17 protein-coding genes are annotated in these 22,753 nt (G+C 34.9%); 10 read left to right on the top strand and 7 right to left on the bottom strand.

Going from position 1 to position 22,753, the window contains the following annotated elements; translation table 11 throughout:
• Positions 1-88 precede the first annotated feature (88 nt).
• The gene (locus tag BMX24_RS03435; protein WP_089790669.1) at positions 89-679 is read left to right on the top strand and encodes a hypothetical protein; all 591 of its coding nucleotides are present in this window, start codon (positions 89-91) and stop codon (positions 677-679) included.
• On the opposite strand, the gene BMX24_RS03440 is transcribed toward BMX24_RS03435, so the two are convergent.
• The 4 genes from BMX24_RS03440 to BMX24_RS03455 form a co-directional block, all read right to left on the bottom strand.
• Positions 680-1,360, bottom strand: a complete 681-nt coding sequence (locus tag BMX24_RS03440) for a response regulator transcription factor (protein WP_089790670.1) — start codon at positions 1,358-1,360, stop codon at positions 680-682.
• Between the two features lie 2 nt (positions 1,361-1,362).
• Complete coding sequence (locus BMX24_RS03445; protein WP_170835648.1) at positions 1,363-1,977, bottom strand: sensor histidine kinase; 615 nt, start codon at positions 1,975-1,977, stop codon at positions 1,363-1,365.
• A 113-nt stretch (positions 1,978-2,090) separates the two neighbouring features.
• Positions 2,091-2,735 (bottom strand): hypothetical protein, encoded by a 645-nt coding sequence (locus BMX24_RS03450; RefSeq protein ID WP_089790672.1) that lies wholly within the window; start codon positions 2,733-2,735, stop codon positions 2,091-2,093.
• Complete coding sequence (locus BMX24_RS03455; protein ID WP_089790673.1) at positions 2,722-3,426, bottom strand: hypothetical protein; 705 nt, start codon at positions 3,424-3,426, stop codon at positions 2,722-2,724. Before BMX24_RS03455 ends, BMX24_RS03450 begins: the two co-directional genes overlap by 14 nt.
• Positions 3,427-3,825: 399 nt before the next feature.
• Here BMX24_RS03455 and BMX24_RS03460 point away from each other — a divergent pair, with 399 nt between their 5' ends.
• The 6 genes from BMX24_RS03460 to BMX24_RS03485 all read left to right on the top strand — a co-directional run bounded on the left by BMX24_RS03460 (position 3,826) and on the right by BMX24_RS03485 (position 16,136).
• On the top strand, positions 3,826-5,454 hold the full coding sequence (locus BMX24_RS03460) for a T9SS type A sorting domain-containing protein (RefSeq protein ID WP_089790674.1): 1,629 nt from the start codon (positions 3,826-3,828) through the stop codon (positions 5,452-5,454).
• Positions 5,455-5,456: 2 nt separating this feature from the next.
• On the top strand, positions 5,457-8,297 hold the full coding sequence (locus BMX24_RS03465; RefSeq protein ID WP_089790675.1) for an RHS repeat domain-containing protein: 2,841 nt from the start codon (positions 5,457-5,459) through the stop codon (positions 8,295-8,297).
• A 5-nt stretch (positions 8,298-8,302) separates the two neighbouring features.
• Positions 8,303-11,878, top strand: coding sequence for a DUF6443 domain-containing protein (locus BMX24_RS03470; RefSeq protein ID WP_089790676.1), 3,576 nt, complete (start codon positions 8,303-8,305; stop codon positions 11,876-11,878).
• On the top strand, positions 11,875-12,579 hold the full coding sequence (locus tag BMX24_RS03475; RefSeq protein WP_089790677.1) for a hypothetical protein: 705 nt from the start codon (positions 11,875-11,877) through the stop codon (positions 12,577-12,579). Before BMX24_RS03470 ends, BMX24_RS03475 begins: the two co-directional genes overlap by 4 nt.
• Before the next feature lie 237 nt (positions 12,580-12,816).
• Positions 12,817-14,703 carry an McrB family protein gene (locus tag BMX24_RS03480; RefSeq protein ID WP_139176716.1) on the top strand — a complete coding sequence of 629 codons (1,887 nt, stop codon included), beginning with the start codon at positions 12,817-12,819 and terminating at the stop codon, positions 14,701-14,703.
• On the top strand, positions 14,703-16,136 hold the full coding sequence (locus BMX24_RS03485; RefSeq protein WP_089790678.1) for a 5-methylcytosine restriction system specificity protein McrC: 1,434 nt from the start codon (positions 14,703-14,705) through the stop codon (positions 16,134-16,136). The genes BMX24_RS03480 and BMX24_RS03485 overlap by 1 nt, the downstream gene beginning before the upstream one ends.
• Positions 16,137-16,170: 34 nt before the next feature.
• On the opposite strand, the gene BMX24_RS03490 is transcribed toward BMX24_RS03485, so the two are convergent.
• A complete protein-coding gene (locus tag BMX24_RS03490) occupies positions 16,171-17,799 on the bottom strand; it encodes an ArnT family glycosyltransferase (RefSeq protein WP_089790679.1) in 1,629 nt (542 codons plus the stop codon).
• A 73-nt stretch (positions 17,800-17,872) separates the two neighbouring features.
• Between BMX24_RS03490 and BMX24_RS03495 the strand changes: the two genes are divergently transcribed.
• The gene (locus tag BMX24_RS03495; RefSeq protein ID WP_089790680.1) at positions 17,873-18,868 is read left to right on the top strand and encodes a glycosyltransferase family 2 protein; all 996 of its coding nucleotides are present in this window, start codon (positions 17,873-17,875) and stop codon (positions 18,866-18,868) included.
• Positions 18,786-19,688, top strand: a complete 903-nt coding sequence (locus BMX24_RS03500) for a lysylphosphatidylglycerol synthase transmembrane domain-containing protein (protein ID WP_170835649.1) — start codon at positions 18,786-18,788, stop codon at positions 19,686-19,688. The genes BMX24_RS03495 and BMX24_RS03500 overlap by 83 nt, the downstream gene beginning before the upstream one ends.
• Here the strand turns inward: BMX24_RS03500 and BMX24_RS03505 are convergent.
• Positions 19,681-20,454: a methyltransferase domain-containing protein gene (locus BMX24_RS03505; protein WP_089790682.1), complete on the bottom strand. Its 774-nt coding sequence runs from the start codon at positions 20,452-20,454 to the stop codon at positions 19,681-19,683. The two genes, BMX24_RS03500 and BMX24_RS03505, sit on opposite strands and share 8 nt — an antisense overlap.
• A 272-nt stretch (positions 20,455-20,726) precedes the next feature.
• The gene (locus BMX24_RS03510) at positions 20,727-21,197 is read right to left on the bottom strand and encodes an Lrp/AsnC family transcriptional regulator (protein ID WP_089790683.1); all 471 of its coding nucleotides are present in this window, start codon (positions 21,195-21,197) and stop codon (positions 20,727-20,729) included.
• Between the two features lie 143 nt (positions 21,198-21,340).
• Between BMX24_RS03510 and BMX24_RS03515 the strand changes: the two genes are divergently transcribed.
• Positions 21,341-22,726: an MFS transporter gene (locus tag BMX24_RS03515; protein WP_089790684.1), complete on the top strand. Its 1,386-nt coding sequence runs from the start codon at positions 21,341-21,343 to the stop codon at positions 22,724-22,726.
• The last annotated feature ends 27 nt before the right edge of the window (positions 22,727-22,753 follow it).

The following is a 22,753-nucleotide window of genomic DNA, read 5'->3' on the forward strand; positions in this document are numbered from 1 at the left end:
TTAGATTTTTTTTATCAGGGAGAAGGTTACAGTTCTCCCTGACTTTTTTTAATAATTACAAATTTTTTTAACTTAAAATAAAATTAATATGAGAGTATTCTTATACGGTGTTTTGTTGCGATCTGCTCAATATGCCTATCAAAAGTCTTGGGAAAAAGAAAAAAAATATATCCGCGAATACAGAGGAACTCCGATAATGAATGCTGTACACGGTGTATGGAAAAAATTAGATCTATCCATAGATAAGCGGAAACATTTTTATTCTGAGATACAATTAGTAGGAAAAGTTGAATCCGGACTGGATGCGCGTGCATTTTACGAATTTTTAAAGGCTAACAGCATCAAGACTGTTCCCATGTCCATCAGAGGTGGAAATAATCAAATTCTAGGCCCAAGAACTCAGGGCGGCAGGGCTACGGCAATATTTGGCGGCCCGGTAGAAACATCACACGATGATAAAACCATGATGCTGATCAACTTTGCCAAGCAAGGACACTTTTTCGAAGGAGGATATGTGATGATCAGGGTTTTTGAAGAAGATGGGAAGGTGTATTCAGAGTTCATAGGATTTGGGAAAAATAATTTTGCAGGGTTTAATGAACAGCTTGGCAGTAAGCTGTTTAAGGGAATGATGAGCTTCAATATTCTATTATTTAATTTTCGAAGGTATACGGAGTAACTATTTATCAAACAACACAATCTCATTGGCATCTACAATATTATTCTGTACGGCATAAATTACTAGCCCCGCCATATTTTTTACACAGGTTTTGATCATCAGATTGGTTTTGTGCGTTTCCACCGTTTTTGGAGAAATGAATAGAATATCTGCAATTTCTTTAGTGCTCAATTGCTGACAGACCAGTTTTAGCACGTCAATTTCCCTTTCTGTAAGGGCATCTTTGGAGTAGGAATGAAATTCCGGGAGTTTATTCGAGAGCTGGCTTCGCATCACATCGATCTGCTCATCGGAAAAATAATGCCCATGATGATAAACCGCCTGTATCACCTTCAAAAGTTCTTCCATCTCAATTTCTTTGGGTAAAAAAGCATGAGCGCCCATTTTCAGCATTTGTCCCATAAAAGACCGCCGGTAAAAACTAGACAGCACAATGATCTTGGTTTCGGCGTTTTTTTGGGATAAAGCAGACAAGACTTCAAGCCCGTCGCCATTGCTCATTCTGAGATCCAGGAGGAGAATATCCGGTAAATCTGTTTCTGTTTCGTTTAGAAAATGATGTCCGCCGGTTGAGGTCAATACCACTTCGTAATGTTCACTAGTATTGATATAATTTTCTAAAAGCTGTACAAATAGCAGGTCATCATCCACGATGCCGATTTTAATTTTTAAATTTTCCATGTTTATTGTTGTATCGTATTGACAAAGAAGATGTATTTTGTTCCTCTTTGCGGTTGGGTTTTTAGTTTATAATGGGCTTTTATCTGTTTTGTTCTCAGTTGAATGCTTCGCAAACCTATTCCTGTGGCCTGATTTTTTGCATTAAATCCACTTCCGTTATCTTCAACGATAAGAATGAGGTATTGTCTTGAAATTCTTAAATAAACCTTTATTAATGAAGCATTAGCGTGTTTTAAAGTATTATTGATCAGTTCCTGAACGATCCTGAACGTGTTGAGTTTTATTTGATTATTAATACTGTTTTCGTTTACAATTAATGGATAAAAATCTACTTTAATATTTGTTTTTACCTGTTCGAGATAATCTATAAGTAAGTCTGTCAGATCAATCTCACTGAGATCGGGAGGGGTTAAATTATGTGTCAGTTCCCGGATAAGCTGCATAGAGTTTTTTAAATCCAGATTCAGTTCATTCATATTTTTATAATGGGCATTCAGCCGGATGAGGTTCAGGCGGGAGATGATGTTGTCATGCAGCTCTTCCGCCAGTCTTTCCCTGTCTTTTTCCTGCAGATAAAGGGTGTTTTCCCAACATTCCGATTGGGTATTCCGAACCATTTGCATGACTTTCTGTTTGTTTTTTTTGACGCTTTTTGTATAACTGGCAATCAATAATGTTATAAATAGGGTGGTTAAGAACAATAGCCCGATACCTATCCATATCCATAGTGTTACCACACTTTCATTTTCCCCGCGCGACATCCCAGGTTAATAAAAGCAATATAAAAGAACCATAATAATACGCCTCTAAAAAGCCAGACGGGCGCTACCCATTCCAGATGATTATTAATTAAAAAATTAAAAGTCGTTGAAATTATACTTTCAATCGAGAAAAATAAAAAGATAAAAACGTTGACGATAAATAAGGTTTTGTCGATTCTTGATTTCCTGATCACATTCAGAAAGTACACGGCCGCAAAACTGCAGATGAAAATATTGGTAATGATGTTTGAATAAAAAGTAACTGATTCTGTATTTTGTTGATAAGTGAAATTAATGATTAATGACAAGCCTGCAAAAGCATAGATTATCCATTTTAAAGACCGGGGAATTTTAAAAAAATATTTGTTATAAATCTCAGTCATCATCAATAAACCAAAGCATTGACTTATGGGATAAATATAAATATTCACAGTATTCACCTTCAACAACCGGAATACAAGATCCGACAGCTCTAATGCAAACTCACCCAAAAGAAAGATCAGCAATAGTTTTTTTACCTGTTTTCCGCGTTTCAGAAACAGGGCAACTCCGGTGAGCAGGGTAAGATTGATGGTAAACTGTAGGTAAAATGAAAGCTCGTTATACGTGGGCATCACTCTTCAGCAATAGTTGATAATCTCCGATAGGATCATTGGCTGTAAACGGAGGGCGCGGCGTAGAATAGTTCTCTGCAGTCTGGCTGATGCTGTTGACCCCGATATCTTTTACGGTAATGATTTCTATGTGATAATCTTCGATGGGATTGTTTTCTTCCGTTTCATTGGTAAGTCCGAAGAATGATGTGCAGGATTGATCATCTGTAAGCTGCATTCTTTCATAGTCGTCAAACGGAACATAAATAATGCGGAAGGGCTCTGCCTTCTGAGCTGTAAGCCATGCGCTGCAATACATATTGAACCTGAAATTGCGGTAAATGGCAGATTCTGAAGTGATAGGCGGCCCTGAAACCAATTCTGCAGAGGTATTTACAGGACTTTCAGGAGGTATACGGTTGAATTCTTTTACGACGATATAGCTAAAATCTGCATCTGCATCGCTTTTAGAATCGATCAGGAAAAATTTAAGGATGTTGTTATCAATGCCCATATAAACATGGATTGCTTTATCCGATTCATTTTCAAGGCGTTTTTTCCATTCTTTAATTTCCGTTCCTTCGACAGAAAAATGAGATCCCTGATTCAAAAATTTCATGATCTCTTTCCCGCTTTCATCGTTTCCGTTTTTGTAGGAATCAATCAGAATTTTCCAGTTTTTGATAGCTTGATAAATGGTGTCAATTTGCATATTTTTTTATTTGTGAAGTGGTAAAATTATTTGTGTTGAAATTTACAAAAAAAAGCGTTTATATTTAGTGTTAAATCACTTTTTGGTGGGAATTGTTTTGTAGTTTGCTGTAATAAAGAAAAATAGTTGAATTGATGTTTTGGGAGAATATAAAAAAAGACAAAATTTTTTCTTCGTTTCCAACACCAATGCAAAAAATTGCATCCTTAATATAATACGACATACTTTGTCGTTTTGCGAATCTATCTTTGAATCGGGGAAATTTAAAACAGATATAGATAAAAACGTGATAATATTCACATTAAATCTATGTAATAAATGTTTCTGACATAAAGTAAAAGAGATAATTTTGCAGCGATTTAAAATTAATAATTAATAAAATTCAAATAAACACTAGGTATGAAGAAATTTTATACTGGTGCATTTTTCTTATGCACAATCTTGGGAGTCTCAGCTCAGGAAGTAGTCTGGCAGAAAGACATCAAATCCTCGACGCAGGATTTTCTAAGTCAGGTTACGACAACTATCGATCAGCAATATCTTATTTCAGGAAGCTCGATTCAGGCTGGAGGCCAGAAGATGGGAGCTGGAAGTAAGCAGAATAACGGCTACGACTATCATTTTATAAAATTGAACCAGCAAGGAGAGGAAGTCTGGGAGAAATATTTCTCGGGTCAGAATCATGATTTTTTGTCGGCTACTGTTGCTACTCAGGAGGGTGGATTTTTAGCGGCAGGAACTTCTTATTCAGGAAAAGGATTGGATAAAAAAGACGATTCTAAAGGAGGAACAGATATTTGGCTGATTAGACTCAATGAATTCGGGGATGAATTGTGGCAGAAAACAATCGGAACTCAGGCCGATGAAGAAGCAAGAGCTGTTATTCAAACCACAGATTTCGGATTTTTTGTGGCCGGATCCTTCGTCTCCGCTCAGGACTCTAAAATGAAGGGTTACGGCTCAAAGGATGTTCTCATTGTAAGGTTGGATAAAAATGGCAAAGAGCTATCACAACTTATTTTAGGTGGAAAAGGTTTGGATGAAGTAGAGAAAATGATTCCGACAAAGGATGGTGGAGCTTTATTGGGAGTATATTCAAGGAGTTCCGAGTTTCGTGGTTCGGGTTCAGGAGTTCAAAATTCCGACAATAAAACCTCGAATCCCGCATCCCGTTATCCAAAATCGACCAACAATTTCGGTGAAGGTGATTATTGGATCATTAAACTTTCAAAAGACGGGAAAGTAGAATGGGAAAAGAATTTTGGAGGAAAAGGTGATGATCATTTGAGAACCTTGGCTCTAACATCAACAGGATATTTAATCGGCGGAGAATCAAGATCGGAAAGGTCTGGAAATAAATCTGTAGGAATCGAAGAAGGAACAGATTTATGGTTGATTTCACTCGATGAAAGAGGAGAAGAAATCTGGCAAAAATCTTACAATTTCAAAAACAGAGATGTTTTAATGGGAATGAGTGTGATAAGCGGGATGATGGAAGATGGAAGCGGGAAGTCAAAAGGAATTTTGTTAGGTGGCTACACGCAAGCGGAAGGCAGAATTGAAAATGATGATGAGACTTTTTGGATGTTATATCTTGATCAAAATGGTAATGAACAGTGGAGAAAACATGTAAAAGGTGAGACCAGAAAGAAAGAGGAAAGATTGTCTGATATTAAATTAAACAGAGACGGCTCGATCATCCTTGCAGGAACCAGTGCAGAGGAATTAGGAAAAGAAAACTGGAAGATTGTAAAACTGGGTGATAAGCAGATTAATCAGTTGATTGAAAAACAGGATATTAAGATTTATCCTAATCCGGTATCAGACTATGCTTATGTAGAAATAGGTTTTGATTTCAAGGAAGCCGAGATTTTGTTGTATGATATGTCAGGAAGACAACTTCAAAGTTTGAAAACCAAGAATAAAGTGACTAAGATTAATATTCAGCCTTTAATTCAGGGAGCTTATCTCATCACTATAAAAACAGATACAAATAAAACTGCGAATGCTAAATTGATTAAGAAATAACTATGAAAAATGTAATTAATATTCTTATAACAATTGTTTTTATAAGCTTTAATCTGAAGGCTCAAACAATTATTACTCCTGAGCCCACAAGCTCTTCGTTACAGAATTATGTAAATGCAAGTGTATCCCCCGCTATGGGCATTCCTTCTATTAATATTCCTTTGTACCAGTTAGAAACCTCAGATGCAAACCTTCCTCTATCTCTATCATTATCTTACCACCCCTATAATGCTAAGGCTATTGTGCCAGCAAGTGAAGTTGGTGCAGGATGGAGTTTATTCAAAGGAAGCATGATTTCAAAAGAAACTTATTCGAAAAACAACGAATATACTGAGATCAATGATTTGACAAAACTTAATGCTGACCGATTTTATTATAGTATTCCGGGGCATAGTGGTAAATTTATAATTTATAAGGATCCGCTTAGTGGCTATCTGAAATTACAAAATCTAACAGGTGAAAAAATAAAAATTGATTTCACGCGCGATGAAAGTAGTACAAAACTTATTATTAACTCTTTTAAGATTACGGACGATAAAGGCTATCAATATCTTTTTGATAACTATAATATCAGTTCCTGGAGTCAACCTGGAATCCCTTATGGTGTTAAAACTCAAAGATCATCGTATGTCATCACAAGTGTTAAAAAAGCGGATAACACAGATATTATCATATATAGCTATGACATTAAAACAAGGTACATTGATAATACTCCAAATATTCCTAAATATAAACTGTGTAAACTTAATACCATCACCACATCTAAAGGGAAAATTAAATTTGAATACGATTATGATCTTTATTTAGATAACACAAATAATTATAATAATGATTTTTATACCATTAACAATATTTCATTAGTATCTAACTCAGGGAAGATGATATCAAAATATAAGTTTATTAAAGGTAATATACCTGGCTTGGTGACAACCTATTCATTTGATACTCCAATAGCAACACTTGGATCAAAATTAGGCTTATATAGACTTCAAAAATTGGATTCTAATAATGTATTAGAAGAACAGACAGAATTTTTTTATAATGAAACGGGTTCTGATACTCAATATGGTTATTCCGAAAATCCAGATTTGTACGGAGATGATATATGTTCTAATGAAAATCCATATATGAGTCCTAAAAAGGAAGTTATCGGCTTGTTGCAGAAAATTATTTTTCCAACTGGAGGATCGGTCGTTTATGATTTTGAAGCGAGTGAAGTGTATACAGATAGAACTACTGAAGATTATACTACTTCAAATATATTTAGTGAACCACTATTTCAATATTATGATATCAGTGACAGTCTTGATTTTGATACCAATATTAGCAGAACGTATACCTTCAATGTTAGTGGAGCAAGCAACAAAACCTATCCAGTCAAAATAGGAAAAGGACTTGATGGATTAGATTATGGACTGACAACTACTCATGGAGATCCTTATCCTTTTAGCTTTTCTGTATTGAACTCAAATAATGTTACTATGCAAGTTGAGAACTCACCTTGTAATAATATTTTTACTAAAATGTACAAACTACCACCAGGTACATATACTATAAAAATAAATTTATGGGGTGGAACAGGAAATTTTGCTATCATTCAACTTAAGAGTCTGCCAAAACCATACAAAAATTACGACCCATTACAAATTGGAGCAAGGATTAAGAGAATTACTTATTTTGATCATGATGATAATATACAAAAAGAAAAGGTTTATGAATATAATCTATTCACTGATCCTCTTACATCTTCTGGTTATCAGTTCGCTGATGAAAACACTTCATTGGCAGCAGACCTGGATGGTTTTGTACTATATCGAAATGTAAGAGAAAAAGAAATATCAGGAAATCAAAGTAATGGATATATCGATTATTATTTTGACACTCCTGAGGATTATAAAGACCTTTCCGGTAACATAATTTATTATTATTACAATCTGACTTCTCAAGGAATTCTGAAAAAAAAGAATACATATAATTCTCAAAATCAGTTGATAGAAACTTCAGAGTATGATTATACCTTTGAAGAAGTTCCCGGAGCAGAATCTCAAAATATGGGTTATTTTACATCTGTTCCCTCGTGGATCCAATATATAAAAGATACTTCCATCTCATATCTAGGACAATCTTTTAACAAGACAATGAAGGAAACCACATTCAGCCCTAATAATTTTCAGGAAATTCTTTCGAAAATCACGACGAATAATGGAGATATTAATGAGGTAAGTACTAAATATGCACAAGACTTGAGTGATTCTCATCTTATCACAGCCAATATGATTTCCGTACCGTTGCAAGTAGAAACAAAATCCAATGGAATAACCCTTTCCAAAGCGACGACTGTTTATGGAAACTCTAGTCATTTTTATCCTACTGCCTTAGAGTCAACAGACCTTGATCAGATTTCTGAAACACAGATAACTTATGATCTTTATGACAATAAAGGAAATCTTGTACAGACTACTGATAAATCAGGAAACAGCGTTACGACAATCTGGGGATATTATCAGACACTTCCTATTGCGCAGATTGTTGGGGTGAAATACAATGATATTTCTTCTTTATCTGTTGTAACTGCAGCAATTAGCGCTTCCAATTCAGATGCGGATAATCCGGCAAATGAAGGTGCTTTATTGACTGCGCTTCAAAATCTTCGCCTTGCTTCACAGCTTCAGGGGTATTCTATGACTGTTAATACATACGATCCTCTGGTAGGAATTACCAATACTATCTCTTCCAACGGAATTAAGAAATCATATGAATATGATGCAGCTGGAAGATTATTGAAAGTAAAAAACAGTGATGGACAGGTATTGAAAGAAAACCAATATAACTACAAACACTAATAAAAATGAAAAGAAAATTAAAAATATTGAGCCTATTGTTTGTAGCGGGATTATCTTATGCACAAACAAGCGGACTTTCAACGAGTGAAAACTATATCTACACCAAAAACTGCCTGAATGAAGATTGCAGTAAAAAGACAGAAGCGGTAGAATATTCAGATGGGCTAGGAAGATCGAAACAGGTAATAAACATCAAAGGTTCTCCAAACGGAAAGGATATTGTAACCCCTGTTGAATATGACAATTTTGGGAGACAGTTAAAATCGTATCTTCCTATTCCACAGTCAGGAACCCAAAACGGAGCAATTTATACAGATCCAAAATCCAATGCTTCCCAAACATATGGAACTGATTTGTATTTCTATGCTGAATCTGTTTTAGAAAATTCACCCTCTGCAAAACTTCTTTCACAGACCAAGCCGGGGATAGATTATCAGGGGCATTCTCAAAACTATGAATATGAAATGAATATAGCAAACGATGTAAAAAAATATATAGTTTCTACTTCATGGACAGATAAAGCGACGAATAACACTATTTCCATCTCGGGAACATATAATGCAGGAGAACTCATTAAAACTTCTGTAACGAATGAAGATGGGAATAAAACCATAGAATTCAAAAATGGGAAAGGACAAACTATTCTAGTCAGAAAAAAAGTAAGTGGTACCCAAAATGCAGACACTTATTATATTTATAACAAATATGAGCAGTTGGTTTATGTGATTCCTCCATTGGCTTCTGCTCTGCCATCAATTTCAACAACAACCTTAGATGATCTCTGTTATCAGTATAAATATGACAGTAAAAGCAGACAGGTAGAAAAAAAACTTCCCGGAAAGGGCTGGGAATATATGGTGTATGACAAAACAAATCAATTGGTAATGAGTCAGGATGCTAACCTCAAAGCTCAGGGTAAATGGCTGCTTACTAAATATGACCAGTACGGAAGGGTTGTTTTAACAGGTGTAACTAATAACACCGGAACTAGACTCACTTTGCAAACTGCTTTAACAGCTGCTGCCTATACTTTTGAGATAAGAAGTGTTGGTTCTTTTACAGTAAGCGGAATGCCCATTTATTATACGAACAGAACACTTCCGGGAAATCTAGCGCAGGTTTTAACGGTTAATTATTACGACACCTATCCCGCAGGAAGCCCAGCAAGACCCTCACAGATTCTTGGTAAAAATACAATTGGGGATAATATGGGAGATGTAGTGAATACCAAAAACCTTCCTACTGCTTCTTATGTAAAGAATATTGAGGATGATAATTGGACGAAAAACTACATATGGTATGACATCAAAGCAAGAGCAATTGGAACACACTCGATCAACCATTTAGGAGGCTATACGAAAACGGAATCTTCTTTGGATTTTGCAGGAGTTTCTCAACTCTCAAAGGTATATCATAAAAGGTTATCTTCTGATAACGAAAAAGTAATTACCCAGACTTTTGAATATGACAGCCAAAATCGTTTGAAAAAACAATGGCACCAGGTAGACAGTAATCCTCAAGAACTTCTATCAGAAAATACCTACAATGACCTTTCTCAACTTATCAATAAAAAGGTCGGAAATAACTTGCAAAGCATAGATTATATTTACAATTTAAGGGGAGCAACAATCAAAATGAATGACCCGGCGAATCTTGGGACAGATCTTTTTGGATATTCGCTTTCTTATTATAATCCTTCAAGTTCTTCTGTAGGAAAATACAATGGAAGTATTTCGGAAGTAAGCTGGAAAACGGCTCAGGATAATATGTTAAGAAAATATACTTATCAATATGATGCCTTAAATCGGCTAAAAAAAGGAGTTTACTCAGAACCAAACTCATCTATTCCAGAAAATGAATTCTTTAACGAAAGTGCAGAATATGATCTGGGAGGGAACATCACTTCATTGCAAAGAAATGCAAAAGGACAATTTTCGTCAACTGCTGAGCTTATAGATAATCTTACCTATACCTATTCAGGAAACAGGTTGAATACGGTGAGTGATATTTCTGCCAACTACCGAGGCTATCCTGATACCTCAGGAAACTTAATTTCTTATGATGATAATGGAAATATGACAGATCATATCGACAAAGGTATTTTAAAGATTGATTATAATATTTTAGACTTGCCCGTATATGTTAAGTTTAATGAATTTGCCGCTCCGGACAGGAACAATAAAATTTATGTAAATACTACTTATGTATACAGGGCAGATGGAACAAAAGTCAGAAAGATACATAACTATAAAGATCCTTCTTATAATAGTGCTCTAGGAAATAAAACAACGGATTATCTGGATGGTTTTCAGTATGAGTACGACTGGAACCCACTAGCTGGAACTTCTCCCACCAATAATTTTCAGCTGAAATTTGTGCCAACATCCGAAGGCTATTACAATTTTGAAAATAATAAGTATATTTACAACTATACAGATCATTTAGGGAACGTGCGTCTAAGCTACACCAAAAATGGTTCAGGAACGGAGATCATTGAAGAAAATAATTTCTATCCGTTTGGTTTAATACACGAAGGATATAACCAAACAGTCGGAAATCTATCATACAATTACGGATACAATGGTAAGGAATTACAAAAAGAAATGGGCTGGAGTGATTATGGAACAAGGATGTATATGAGTGATATTGCAAGATGGGGTGTGATTGATCCCCTGGCTGAATCGTCAAGAAGATTTAGTCCTTACAATTATGCTCTAAATAATCCAGTAATGTTTATTGATCCTGATGGCAGAAAAGCGATTTCTCCTGACGCAAGACTTGAAATGATTGGAGGAATTTCAACGGGAGGTGCAGCAGAGTATCTAGCAACTGGAGGAAGAGCCGAATGGGGGTCTTTTGATAAATTTATAATCCCCTATGATTATACAAAAGATTGGAAATCTGGAGGCGGCGGGGGCGGCAGTTTTAAGTCAGGTACTACAGTTGGTGGTATTATGGCTGCATTAGGTATTAATATGGATGGGAGTCTTAAATCTTATGAACAAGTTATTGGAGGTTTGAATCTTTGGCAACAATTAGTTATTGCAGGATTTAAAAATCCAGAAAAAACTAAAGCAAGCTATAAGGATTTAGGAGCCCTTTTAACTAATATTCCTTCTCTTACAGAATTATATAGAATAACAGAAGCAGAATTTATAGAAGATACTAAAGGTAAACATCCTGCCGAAACTGTAGATAAATATGTTTATCTTACTATGTCAAAAATAGATAATATTTTATTTTTTGCGTATACATTGGGACATGAAATGAACCATGTATTTGATAATAGATTTTTTCAAAATGAATTTATTGAGATAACGAAATTTGGAGATAAAACTAGTATACCGTTTCGAACGACATTTGGGCTTTATAAAGAATCAAATGGATTGGGCTGGGAAATGCAATTTGGGAATTCAAAATTATGTGGATTAACAGGTTTTGAGGCTGCTTCTTTTTATTATGGTCCAAGTGGATGGGGACTTTATAATCAAGAAACGGTTGATAGATTAAGTCCATATATAAATCGACTGAACAGAGCGCGTGCTATTATTTACAGTACAAAAAAAAATAATTTAAAATGATTTACAAGATTATAAAAATATATTTCACATTTGTAATGTTGTTTATAACAACTAAATTTTATACTCAAATCAGAATTACCTGGGAGTTGGATTCAAAAAAGGAAAATGCTGAAGTTACGGTATATAATGATAGTGATAAAAATATTGCCATACCTCTTGATACATTGTCTCTTCAAGGGTATTATAGTGATAGTGATAGAATAACGGAAAAGAATTGGAACAAAGATTATCCCTTTTTTGCTCTTACTTTAAATATTTATGAAAATTCCAAAAAGAGAATCAAAACAAATTCAGGGGCACCTTATTTTGATATGTCTAAATTTGAAGAAATAAAAAATAAGAAAGATTCTATTCAAAATGAGTATAATTTTGTTATAAAACAATGGCAGGCCAAAAATAAGATTCAAAAGGATTTTACCGCGCAGATAAATTATTATTTATTAAAAAAAATACTTTTAATTAAATCAAAAGATAAAATTAAATTTTCAGTAATTTATAATTTACGGAATATTACTAATACAGAAAATGGTTTACATGATTCTTATCAATTAGAATTTGGGAAAAATTATTTTGCTTCTTTAACATTAAATATAAATAGTTTAATTTATAAATATCTAACTAAAGATCAAAAACAAGAACTAAAGAAGTATGAGCTTTTTGAAGGTAAAATTGAGAGCAATAAAATCGAATTAAAGGATTAAATAATAGAAAAGCTTAAAGAATATAAACTGTTTGTTGGAGAAGTTGAAAGTAATAAAGTCGAATATAAAGAGTTATAATTAAGGTTAAAAGAAGATTTAAAGTTAAACATGAACGGATAATCAGAAATGATCATCCGTTTTTTACGTTTTCCCGTAAACCAGAATTAAAAAAAATCATTATCATTGTGCCTGAAAGACAAAACATTTTTCGTTGAATTCAGAAACTAATAATCGAATATGAATTTTACAGAATTAATCAATGAACAGGATATTTGGGAAGAATGGCGGGGAAATTATAAGAATTTTGTTCCGAAATTTATTGAAGAAGCCAAAGCCAATAAAAACTGGCAGGAATGGGATGAAGAAGTTTTTTATGAATTTTTCATGCGTTCTTCAGATCAGTGTGTTTCTTCATTAAAACAGGGCTATTTCAACAATGCGGAGAAAGAGGCCATCAAAGAAGACTGGGCTGAACTTTCCCCTTTATTGGCACAGATTTCATTAAGTCAGGATAAACCATTGTTTGAGACTTACCATCAGATAAAAACTTTAATCAGAAAAAACACGGGAACTAATAAAAAAGCTGCGACAAATCGCCTGATAGCGAGCCTTCAGCCCAAATTATTATGTACCGTTGTTAATGAAGAACGATTACGTCATTTAATCCATTTATTGAATACCAAACTCGAAGATTTTAATCTGGAAATAAAAGCAGATTGGTTTGAAAACAGCTATTATTTGTTCCAGGAATTTAAAAAACGAATGGGAAGTGAAAGTGGTTATGAGATAATGACTTATCCTTGGCAGTTGTACGATTATTTATTAGATCAATCCAACTTTCCCGGTGAAAAAAACAATGATATGAGTGAAAGTAATATCGAAAGCAGAATAGACCTCCTTAAATACAAAAAACAAATCATCCTTCAAGGCCCTCCCGGAACAGGGAAGACGAGGGAGGCGAAGCTTATTGCAAAAGAATTGTTGGGCGTTTCTTCTTTGAAAGAGTTGGAGGAGCATGAGCAGTTCAAATTGGTGCAGTTTCATCCAAGCTATACTTACGAGGATTTTGTGAGGGGTATTGTGGCTAAACCGAATGAAGAAGGAGAGGGCGTTATTTATGCCGCTGAAAATAAAACGTTGGGAAAATTTGCCGAGGAAGCCAGAAATAATTTTTTAGCTCATCTTGGAAAAACAAAGAATAAAATTAACTTTCAGAATAAGTTGAACGTCTTATTGGAAAAGATAAACACTGAAATCAATAAAGGTTCAGTATATTATTTCGGAGAAAAAAGTACGGCGCAAATTATTTCCATTAAAGAAGATGGATTGATTTATAATTTTCAGGATCGTGAAGAGATTAAATATAAAATTCTTTTCAGCGATATGGAAAAAGTATACAATAATTGGAACGAAATTTCAAAACCTATTGATTTAAGGGATCAGGAAGCCAAACTCGGACTGACCATGAAAGGGAAATATCCTTATTATTACATGATTCAGCAGCAATTGATTTCCATTAATGTCAACAAAAATAACCCGTTCATTCCGGAAGATCTTAAAAATTATGTATTGATTATTGATGAGATCAACAGGGCGAATTTATCCTCCGTCCTTGGCGAACTGATTTATGCCCTCGAATACAGGGGCGAAACGGTAGACAGCATGTATGAAGTCGGCAGCCGCGAACTGATGCTTCCGCCCAATCTCTATATTATCGGGACGATGAATACGGCGGATAGAAGCGTCGGACACATCGATTATGCGATCAGAAGGCGTTTCGCGTTTGTTGATGTCTTGCCGACGGATCTCGTGGAATTGGGTAATGATTTTAAATCCGATCTGTTTAAAAAGGTTAAAGCGCTGTTTACCAGGGATAATTTTACTTCACATTCTTCCAATTTATCGGGGGAATTTAATCCGAAAGATGTATCATTAGGCCATTCTTACTTCATTCAGCATTATGAAAAGGATGAAAATGGTGAAAATATTAAAGAAAGTCCGATCGATTTCAGTTTTAGGCTGGAATATGAGATAAAACCGATCCTTCTTGAGTACGTAAAGGACGGAATTTTAATGGGAAATGTAGAAGGACAAAAGATCGAAGATTATATTAAGGCGTTGTAATGGGCATCGTATTAAAAGAACATCGCTCACATTCACTGAGTATTTATTACGAAAATTTTCCGGAGAATATATCTTCCTCGGACGCTTTGTTATTTGCTCAAAAAGATGATCTGAATACGATAAATACAAGGCAATTTAAAACGGAAAGAGGCAAGGATTATCATTGTTATGAGGTTAAAATACAGGATGATACCATTACTGTTTTCTCCAATTATTTTGTAGGGGTAGATTGGTTTTGGCAGCAGGGAAATCGAACCATTCGGGTAGAACCGAAGATCAATTCAACCGTTTATAAGTGTTTTGAAAATCTTACAACTCTGGAAGATGAATACTTAATTGAAAAGGAAAATGAGGCGGCTGAAAAGAATATTTTTAATGATCTTTACGAAAAAGAAATAGATTGTATCGCGATGCTGATGGAGATCATGTCTTATCCTGAAGTCGCAAAAGAAACGGAAAAATTAGTTTTGATCGATTGGGATTCGGCACAGATTAAAATTACCCAGAAACAGGATTTGCTGACTCCTTTTTTGATTGTCCGCTTTCTGAAAATTGTACAGGATATTGTAAGAAAAGGGTTGAAAAAATCTTATTATAAAGTAGAAGAAAACCTGAGAAGCAGAACAAAAGGGAAAGTTCTTATAGCCAAAAATATCAAGCAGAATGTTTTCAAAAACAGATTCACAGATACACTTTGTGAATATCAGGTTTTTGGTGAAAATTCAATCGAAAACCGTTTTTTGAAAAAGGTTTTTTCGTTTTGTGTTCAGTATGTAGAAAATGATTCTTCTTATTTTAAAAACAAACAAAATATCCATTGGATTCTGAATTATATCCGTCCTGCATTTGACCAGATCGGTGATGAAGTGAATCTCCATGATGTTAAAAATTTAAAGCATAATCCGTTTTTTAAAGAATATAAAGAAGCTGTAAAAGTGGGAGAATTGATATTAAAAAAATTCTCTTACAATATTACAAAAACAGTGCAGCAGGAGACTTTCACGCCGCCGTTTTGGATTGATATGCCTAAAATGTTTGAGCTGTATGTCTACGTCAAATTATTAAAAGACAATCCAGGAATTTCAGCAGAGCAGCTTCATTATCAGTTTTCTACCTATGGAAATTCATTGGATTTCCTGATTTGTTCAGACCTGACGAAAATTGTGGTAGATGCAAAATACAAGCTTCAATACAATTATAAAACAATTCACGACGATATCCGACAGGTTGCAGGATACGCAAGATTGAAGAAGGTAAAAGCCCAGAAACCTCAGATCGATGATGAAGAAATTTCCTGCCTGATTATCTATCCAAATCCTGACACACAGGAAGATGTAAGCTTACATATTGAAACACTCTTGCGCGAAAACAACGAATTAAAAACTTACCATAAAGTCTATAAAATAGGGATTCCTTTACCTCTTTTGAAATAGAATAAACAGAGATGGTTTTTTGTAGTTGAAAAAATTAATCTAAAATCTGAATCAATGAAATTTTTTCATATTGCTCCGGACGGGTTTTGGGATTTAAAAATTTTAATGATAATCGTGTAATTCTATAATGATTTTCCGTGTCGATAAATTGATAATTCTTTTTCACAAGATTCAGATGTTCATTATAAATCACGAGATAATCTCCTTTTTTCAACGTATTTTCATCCACTCTCGGTGTATTTCTTCGGGTATAAAAATCGAAAGCCCAAGGTTCATATCCTTTTAGCATCAATATTTTTTCCTTATCAATCTTATTTTTATTTACAAATTCAGCCATCTTTAAGCTGCCTTGATATTGCGTAAGAACAGGATAAAATTGAGTATTAAGATAAATATTGACACCTATCGAAAAGATCAGCGAAATGAAAACATATTTCTTAAAAAGATCTTCTTTCGTGAAAATTTTAACTAAAAGATACATCATGACCAAACAAAACAACAGGTAAAAGACAATATTGTGAATTCCCGTGAAAAAATAGGTCAGCAAACCGGTTCCGACAAAAGCCGATAAGATAACAACCAGCTGAATAATGTATAAAATTTTTATTTTTTTAATACAGTTTCGTCTGTAAATATCGAATAAATACGCCGATGTCAAGATTGCGAGAACGGCAATCAAACCGTTTAAATAATGCGGAAGCTTAAATTTTGAAACCGAAAAAATAAGCATCACCATCCAAAAACCGCCTAATGTAAGAAATTCTACGCCTTCAATTTTTTTGAATTTATTTTTAATGAAAAAAGCTGTTTTTTCGAAAACGCCAAAATAAAATGCCAGAGAGAATGGCAAAAATGCCCACAACAAGGTATGGAAAAAGAAAAAGTAATCCGGACTTGTTTCTTTAAAACCATTCGCCGTAAGCCTGTTCAAGCTCTGATTAAATAAGATAAATTTAATTCCTTCTTCTCCAAACTGATGTTGGTAAGCATACAGTACAGGAGTAATTCCGATTATAAAAAATATTAATGCGAAAAAGATTTTCAGGTTAAAAAATTTCTTCCACTCTTTTGAGTACAATAAGTAAGAAAAAATGCAAAGCCCGATAATCACAAAGGCCATCAAACCTTTTGACGAAAATGCCAAAGCAGTTCCCAGTCCGGCAAGAATCGCATAGGTAACAGATTGAGATTGAATAAATTTCACAAACTGCCAGATCGAAAAAATAATGAACCCGGTTAAAACCGCATCTGTTCTTACATCGTGAGCGGATAAAATGATAGTCTGTGCCGAAAGGAAAATCAACGAAGCAAGATGGCTGGTATTTTCATTTTTATAAAGCAGATAGGCTAATTTTTTCGTTGAATAAACGCCCAAAAGTAAAGCCAGCAAAGCCGGAATCCTGTAGGCAATATGATTTATTCCGAAAATTTTCATAGAAATCGCAGCCAGCCAGAAATGCAAATGGGGTTTATCCAAATAAGGATTTTCTCCTTTGTAAATGGTGAAAAAATCATTGTTTAACACCATTCTCATGGCCATTGAAGCGTGCTGTGCAGAATCATTTTCCATGAGAGGAATAAAGAGCCCGGAGATGTAAACGAGGGCAAAGCCAATGTAAAGAAAAAGTAATTGACGAGGCGAGATTAGTAACATTTTGTTCATCTGAAAGAATAAGGTTTTTAATATTTTTACTAAACGCTCGCAAAGCAAATTTAAAAAAAATCCTATAAAAAAAATGGATTATAAAAAATTTTACTCTTTGGTGATTCCGATGTATAATGAGGAAGGAAATGCCGGGCTCATTATCGACCGGATTTTTGAAACGATGAAGGGCTATCGGTACGAACTCATCCTCGTTGATGACAATTCAAAGGACAAAACGGTAAAAGAAATTATTGAAAAAAATGATCCCAACGTAGTTTTGATCCAACTGAAAAGGAACTATGGCCAAAGCTCGGCAATGATGGCCGGATTCGATTATGCTTCAGGGGATTACATCATTACGTTGGATGGCGATCTGCAAAATGATCCGGCTGATATTCCCGCAATGGTGGATCTGCTCGAACGCGGTAATTACGATCTGGTAGTAGGAAAACGGCAGAAAAGAAAAGATTCTTCGTTAAAAACAATTCCTTCGAAAATTGCCAATTTTATTATTAAAAGCTCAACAAAACTTAATATTTCGGATCAGGGTTGTGCTTTAAAAGTTTTCAGGTACGAAACGGCAAAAGATCTTACTTTATATGGTGAAAATCACCGTTTTATAAGTCTTATGGCGCATCTCAACGGTGCCAGTATCGCGGAGATTCCGGTGAGGCATCATGCGCGGCAATTTGGTGTTTCGAAATACAGGATCAACCGGACTTTCAAGGTGATCAACGATCTGCTTTTGATTTTATTTAATCAGAAATATCTATCCAAACCGATCTATCTTTTCGGAAACATCGGATTGGCGGCTTTTACCCTCGGAATGATCATTAATGCCTATCTTTTTATAGTAAAATTAATGGGGCATCATATCGGAGGCCGGCCCTTGCTGGTTTTGGGAGTGCTTTTGGTTTTTGTTGGAATTCAGATGTTTACAACGGGAATTGTCGTTGATATGCTGATGAAAACGTATTATGAATCTCAAAACAAACGTCCTTTTAATGTCAGAAAAATTACAGATTTTGGGAAAAACAGATTCAAGGAAAAAGAAGATTTTCATCAATGGTCTGAAAGTGCTCATTAGCATTGCTTTCCTGTATTTTGTGTTTAAAAAAATCCCTTTTCGGGAGGTGGCAAAAATATGGTCGACCGTCCACGTTTTGTATGTGATTTTCGGAGCATTTTTCTTTTTGGCTTCTCAGATTTTATCGGTAAAAAGACTGGATTTTTATCTTAAAGCGAATAGTTTTAACCTCAGTTTCAGAAGCAATCTTGAGCTTTATTTTCTGGGAATGTTTTACAACTTTTTTATTCCGGGAGGAATAGGAGGGGATGCTTATAAAGTTTATATTTTAAATAAAAAATTAGGTTGGGAATTAAAAAAAATCACTTCTGCTATTTTTAATGACCGACTCAGTGGCTTGTTGGCGATTTGTGTTTTAATTTTAATATTCTCATTATTTCTGTTACCATTACAATGGATCGGATTAATGGTAATAATGATGATTGCTGGGTTTTCCCTGACTTATTTTTTGGTTAAAAAATTATTTCCCGTTTATACGCCAATCTTCTTTAAAACATTTTTCATTTCAATCGTAATACAGCTTTTACAAGTGATATGTTTTTTATTTTTAATTAAAAGTTTAGGATTAAATGAAAATTATTTAATCTACATGATTGTATTTCTGGGAAGTTCCATATTAAGTTTAATTTCTTTTGCAGGAATCGGAGTGAGGGAGTTTTTATTCCTTCAGGCTTCCGGATATTTCAATTTCAATGCGTCTGTATCGGTTTCTGCGTCTTTACTTTTTACGGTAATTACAGCATTTTTTTCTCTTTTCGGTTTGGTCATTATGTTTACAAAAAGAGTTGATGAAATAAAGGAGAATAAAGAATTTACTTAATTATTTTTCGACCGTACAATAAGATTCTTTTGAATGAATAGATTGCCGGAAGTTTCGGAAAGCTGGCCGCAATACGTTTCTTAAATTCCGCTGTAAAGACCGACTGTTGTTCTTCATCAAGCCTTTCCAGATAAGGGATCAGCGCCGATCCTGAAATAAAATTGAACAACGTTTCATGATCTTCCGCAATGATAGGATACACCTTCTGGAACAAATTCAGATTTTCGATCCCATTATCGAACAAAATCTGCGCATATTCGTCGATCGTAAGCACTGCAGACGGGCGGTTCCAGCTGTTCAACTGTGTCTTGAAAGGCTCCTCGTCTGCCAGTTCAAACAAAATCTGATTAAGAATATTGCCCGGCTGATAGGGCATTTGTATAGCCAATTGACCGTGAGTATTCAGTTTTGAAATCAGTTTCGGGAACAAATCCTGATGATTGTCAGACCATTGCAAAGCAGCATTGCTGAAAATAAGATCCCAGTTTTCATCGCTTTCCAAAACTTCTTCCGTTGTCGCTTGTCGAAACTGAAGTCGTTCATTTTCAAGTGCTTTGGATTTTTCAAGCATTTCGGAAGACGAATCGATCCCTATAAATGTCGCCTTCGGAAATTTCTCTGAAAGAATGGCGGTCTGTTCGCCCGTTCCGCATCCCAGATCGATCGCTTTCATCGGATTTTCTTCACTAATGAGATCGGCAAGATCAAAAAAAGGCTTAAAACGGATATTTTTAAATTGGTTGTAAACTTCAGGATTCCAGGGCATAACTTGTAAATTTAAGGTGACTCAATTTACTTAATTTCAATGTAAAAATGTAAAAAGAAATATTAAAAATCACTTAAAAATTGCAAACTAAAATAAAAATTCGTGTCCAGATCCTTGTAGAATGATAAATTTTGTGTAGGGGTTTATGTTAATGAAATTCAGTCTTTAAATGCTGCTAGGTTTTTGCTGAGTGAAACGCCCTTGCGAACGAAAAATATTCACAATAATTTTAAAAAAAACTTTCCGTCTTTGTGTTAAAATCAAAATTAAATTCAAAGAATCTGAGCACTTTCCTTAATACTATTCATCACGAAAATACTTTTTGTCTGCCCGATTCCTTCGATTTCGGATAATTTATTGACAAAAAATTCATGAAATTCATCCATATTCGGAGCTAAAATTTTTAGCATAAAATCAAAATCCCCGCTGATGTTGTAAAATTCTACCACTTCATTCAGCTTTCCAACTTCCTCGATGAATTTTCCTGCTGTTTTTTTATTGTGAACATTAAGGGCGATCATACAGATCACCATCATTCCTTTATTCACTTTTTTGCGGTCGACAACGGTCGTATATTCCTTAATAATTCCCAGTTTCTCCATTCTTTTGATGCGTTCGTGGGTCGGAGTCGGGCTCAGGTTAATTTTATTCGCAACATCACGGACACTCAGTTTGGCGTCTTTCTGCAGGATTCTAAGAATAGAAAGGTCTTTTTCGTCTGGTGTATAATTTTCCGTTGCCATTTGTTCTGTTTTTTAGGATTAAATTTTTAATAAAAGAATATTTGTTCTTTTTAAATTAATTTAAATTTAAATATGTTCCAAATTTAATATAAAATTTTATAATATGTTCTGTTAATTTTAATTTTGCAGCATAATTGAGCTATATGGACAGGAAGAATTTGATATTAATTTTAGCATCGGCGGGAACATTTGTAGAGGCTTTGGATATTGCCATTATTAATCTTACAATTCCTTCGATTCAGGAGCAATTTGGTATTGGTGCGGAGACGGTGCAATGGCTTCAGACACTGTATGTATTGTTTTTCGGAGGTTTTTTAATTATCGGTGGAAAACTCTCAGATCAGATTGGTAGGAAGAAAATTTTTCTTTTAGGATGCCTGATTTTTATGCTGACTTCTTTGGGAGCTGGCTTGTCCACAAACTTTGAAACACTGGCCATTTTCAGGGCGCTGCAAGGTCTTGGAGCGGCTTTCATCATGCCTTCTGCCATGTCGATTGTGACGAATACTTTTACGGGAGATCAGGAAAGAAACCGGGCGATCGGGATTTTCAGTTCGTTTGCTGCGATTGGCTCTGGAAGCGGCCTTTCGCTGGGCGGAATTATCAGTACTTATCTGAGTTGGCATTGGGTTTTTCTCATCAATGTTCCGATTCTTTTTATTACGTTAATATTTGCCTATCAATACCTTCCGAAAGATGAAAAATCCGGAAAATCTCAGAAAACAGATGTCGCATCAGGTATTTTATTGGTGTTGGGATTATTGAGTTTGACATACGGAACGCACGAATTAATTCACATTAAAGAACAAACTTTCATGGTTGTTGCTTCTTTAATTTTGTCGGTTTTATTGCTGGCTTTGGTATTTTATCGCTTAAAATCGGTGTCGCAGCCGTTGATTGATTTAAAATTATTTAAACATCAATCTTTACTGGTTTCCAATTTTGCCTTTGTTGCGTTGGGTGCGTTTTTCATCGGATTTTTGTTCCTGATTTCACTGATGCTGCAAAAAGATATGAATCACAGTGCGGCTTCTGCGGGATTACTGCTGGTTCCTTTCAGTGTGATGTCTGCTTTGGTAGCGAAGTTTGTCCTGCCTCATATTTCCAGAAGATTAAATTCTACACAAATGGGAATTTTTGGTTGGATTTTCATGCTAACCGGTGCTTTATCTTTATTAATTTCCGTTTACTTCGGACATCCGTTGCCGTTGGTTTTGTTGGGGGCGGCCTGTATTTCCGGAGTCGGAATGACGTTTTGCTTTACCGCTTTGTCGGTGTTGGGAATCCAGGATGTGGAACCTTCAAGTTATGGGGTGGCTTCAAGTTTAAGCTCTACAAGTTACTTTTTAGGAGCGGGAATCGGATTGTCTTTCATGACTTTAATGAGTCAGATTTTCCCTTCAGAATGGGCAGTCGGAAATTTGAGTTTACTCATACTTATCGGGTATTCGGTAGCTGCTTTGGGAATGTTGTTTTATTTTATAGTTAAAAATGTAAAGGTGAAACAGACGGAAATGGCAGTTTCGTAAATATGATATAAAGAATCGGTGTGAAAT

The sequence above is a fragment of the Chryseobacterium wanjuense genome, assembly GCF_900111495.1.
GTDB lineage: Bacteria > Bacteroidota > Bacteroidia > Flavobacteriales > Weeksellaceae > Chryseobacterium > Chryseobacterium wanjuense.

Excerpts from the sequence above, each read along its gene's own strand:
- BMX24_RS03445 (WP_170835648.1), bottom strand. The coding sequence starts at position 1,977 with ATGGTTCGGAATACCCAATCGGAATGTTGGGAAAACACCCTTTATCTG.
- BMX24_RS03455 (WP_089790673.1), bottom strand. The coding sequence starts at position 3,426 with ATGCAAATTGACACCATTTATCAAGCTATCAAAAACTGGAAAATTCTG.
- BMX24_RS03515 (WP_089790684.1), top strand. The coding sequence starts at position 21,341 with ATGGACAGGAAGAATTTGATATTAATTTTAGCATCGGCGGGAACATTT.
- BMX24_RS03440 (WP_089790670.1), bottom strand. The coding sequence starts at position 1,360 with ATGGAAAATTTAAAAATTAAAATCGGCATCGTGGATGATGACCTGCTA.
- BMX24_RS03495 (WP_089790680.1), top strand. The coding sequence starts at position 17,873 with ATGGATTATAAAAAATTTTACTCTTTGGTGATTCCGATGTATAATGAG.
- BMX24_RS03470 (WP_089790676.1), top strand. The coding sequence starts at position 8,303 with ATGAAAAGAAAATTAAAAATATTGAGCCTATTGTTTGTAGCGGGATTA.
- BMX24_RS03465 (WP_089790675.1), top strand. The coding sequence starts at position 5,457 with ATGAAAAATGTAATTAATATTCTTATAACAATTGTTTTTATAAGCTTT.
- BMX24_RS03510 (WP_089790683.1), bottom strand. The coding sequence starts at position 21,197 with ATGGCAACGGAAAATTATACACCAGACGAAAAAGACCTTTCTATTCTT.
- BMX24_RS03505 (WP_089790682.1), bottom strand. The coding sequence starts at position 20,454 with ATGCCCTGGAATCCTGAAGTTTACAACCAATTTAAAAATATCCGTTTT.
- BMX24_RS03490 (WP_089790679.1), bottom strand. The coding sequence starts at position 17,799 with ATGAACAAAATGTTACTAATCTCGCCTCGTCAATTACTTTTTCTTTAC.
- BMX24_RS03485 (WP_089790678.1), top strand. The coding sequence starts at position 14,703 with ATGGGCATCGTATTAAAAGAACATCGCTCACATTCACTGAGTATTTAT.
- BMX24_RS03450 (WP_089790672.1), bottom strand. The coding sequence starts at position 2,735 with ATGCCCACGTATAACGAGCTTTCATTTTACCTACAGTTTACCATCAAT.
- BMX24_RS03480 (WP_139176716.1), top strand. The coding sequence starts at position 12,817 with ATGAATTTTACAGAATTAATCAATGAACAGGATATTTGGGAAGAATGG.
- BMX24_RS03475 (WP_089790677.1), top strand. The coding sequence starts at position 11,875 with ATGATTTACAAGATTATAAAAATATATTTCACATTTGTAATGTTGTTT.
- BMX24_RS03435 (WP_089790669.1), top strand. The coding sequence starts at position 89 with ATGAGAGTATTCTTATACGGTGTTTTGTTGCGATCTGCTCAATATGCC.
- BMX24_RS03460 (WP_089790674.1), top strand. The coding sequence starts at position 3,826 with ATGAAGAAATTTTATACTGGTGCATTTTTCTTATGCACAATCTTGGGA.
- BMX24_RS03500 (WP_170835649.1), top strand. The coding sequence starts at position 18,786 with ATGTCAGAAAAATTACAGATTTTGGGAAAAACAGATTCAAGGAAAAAG.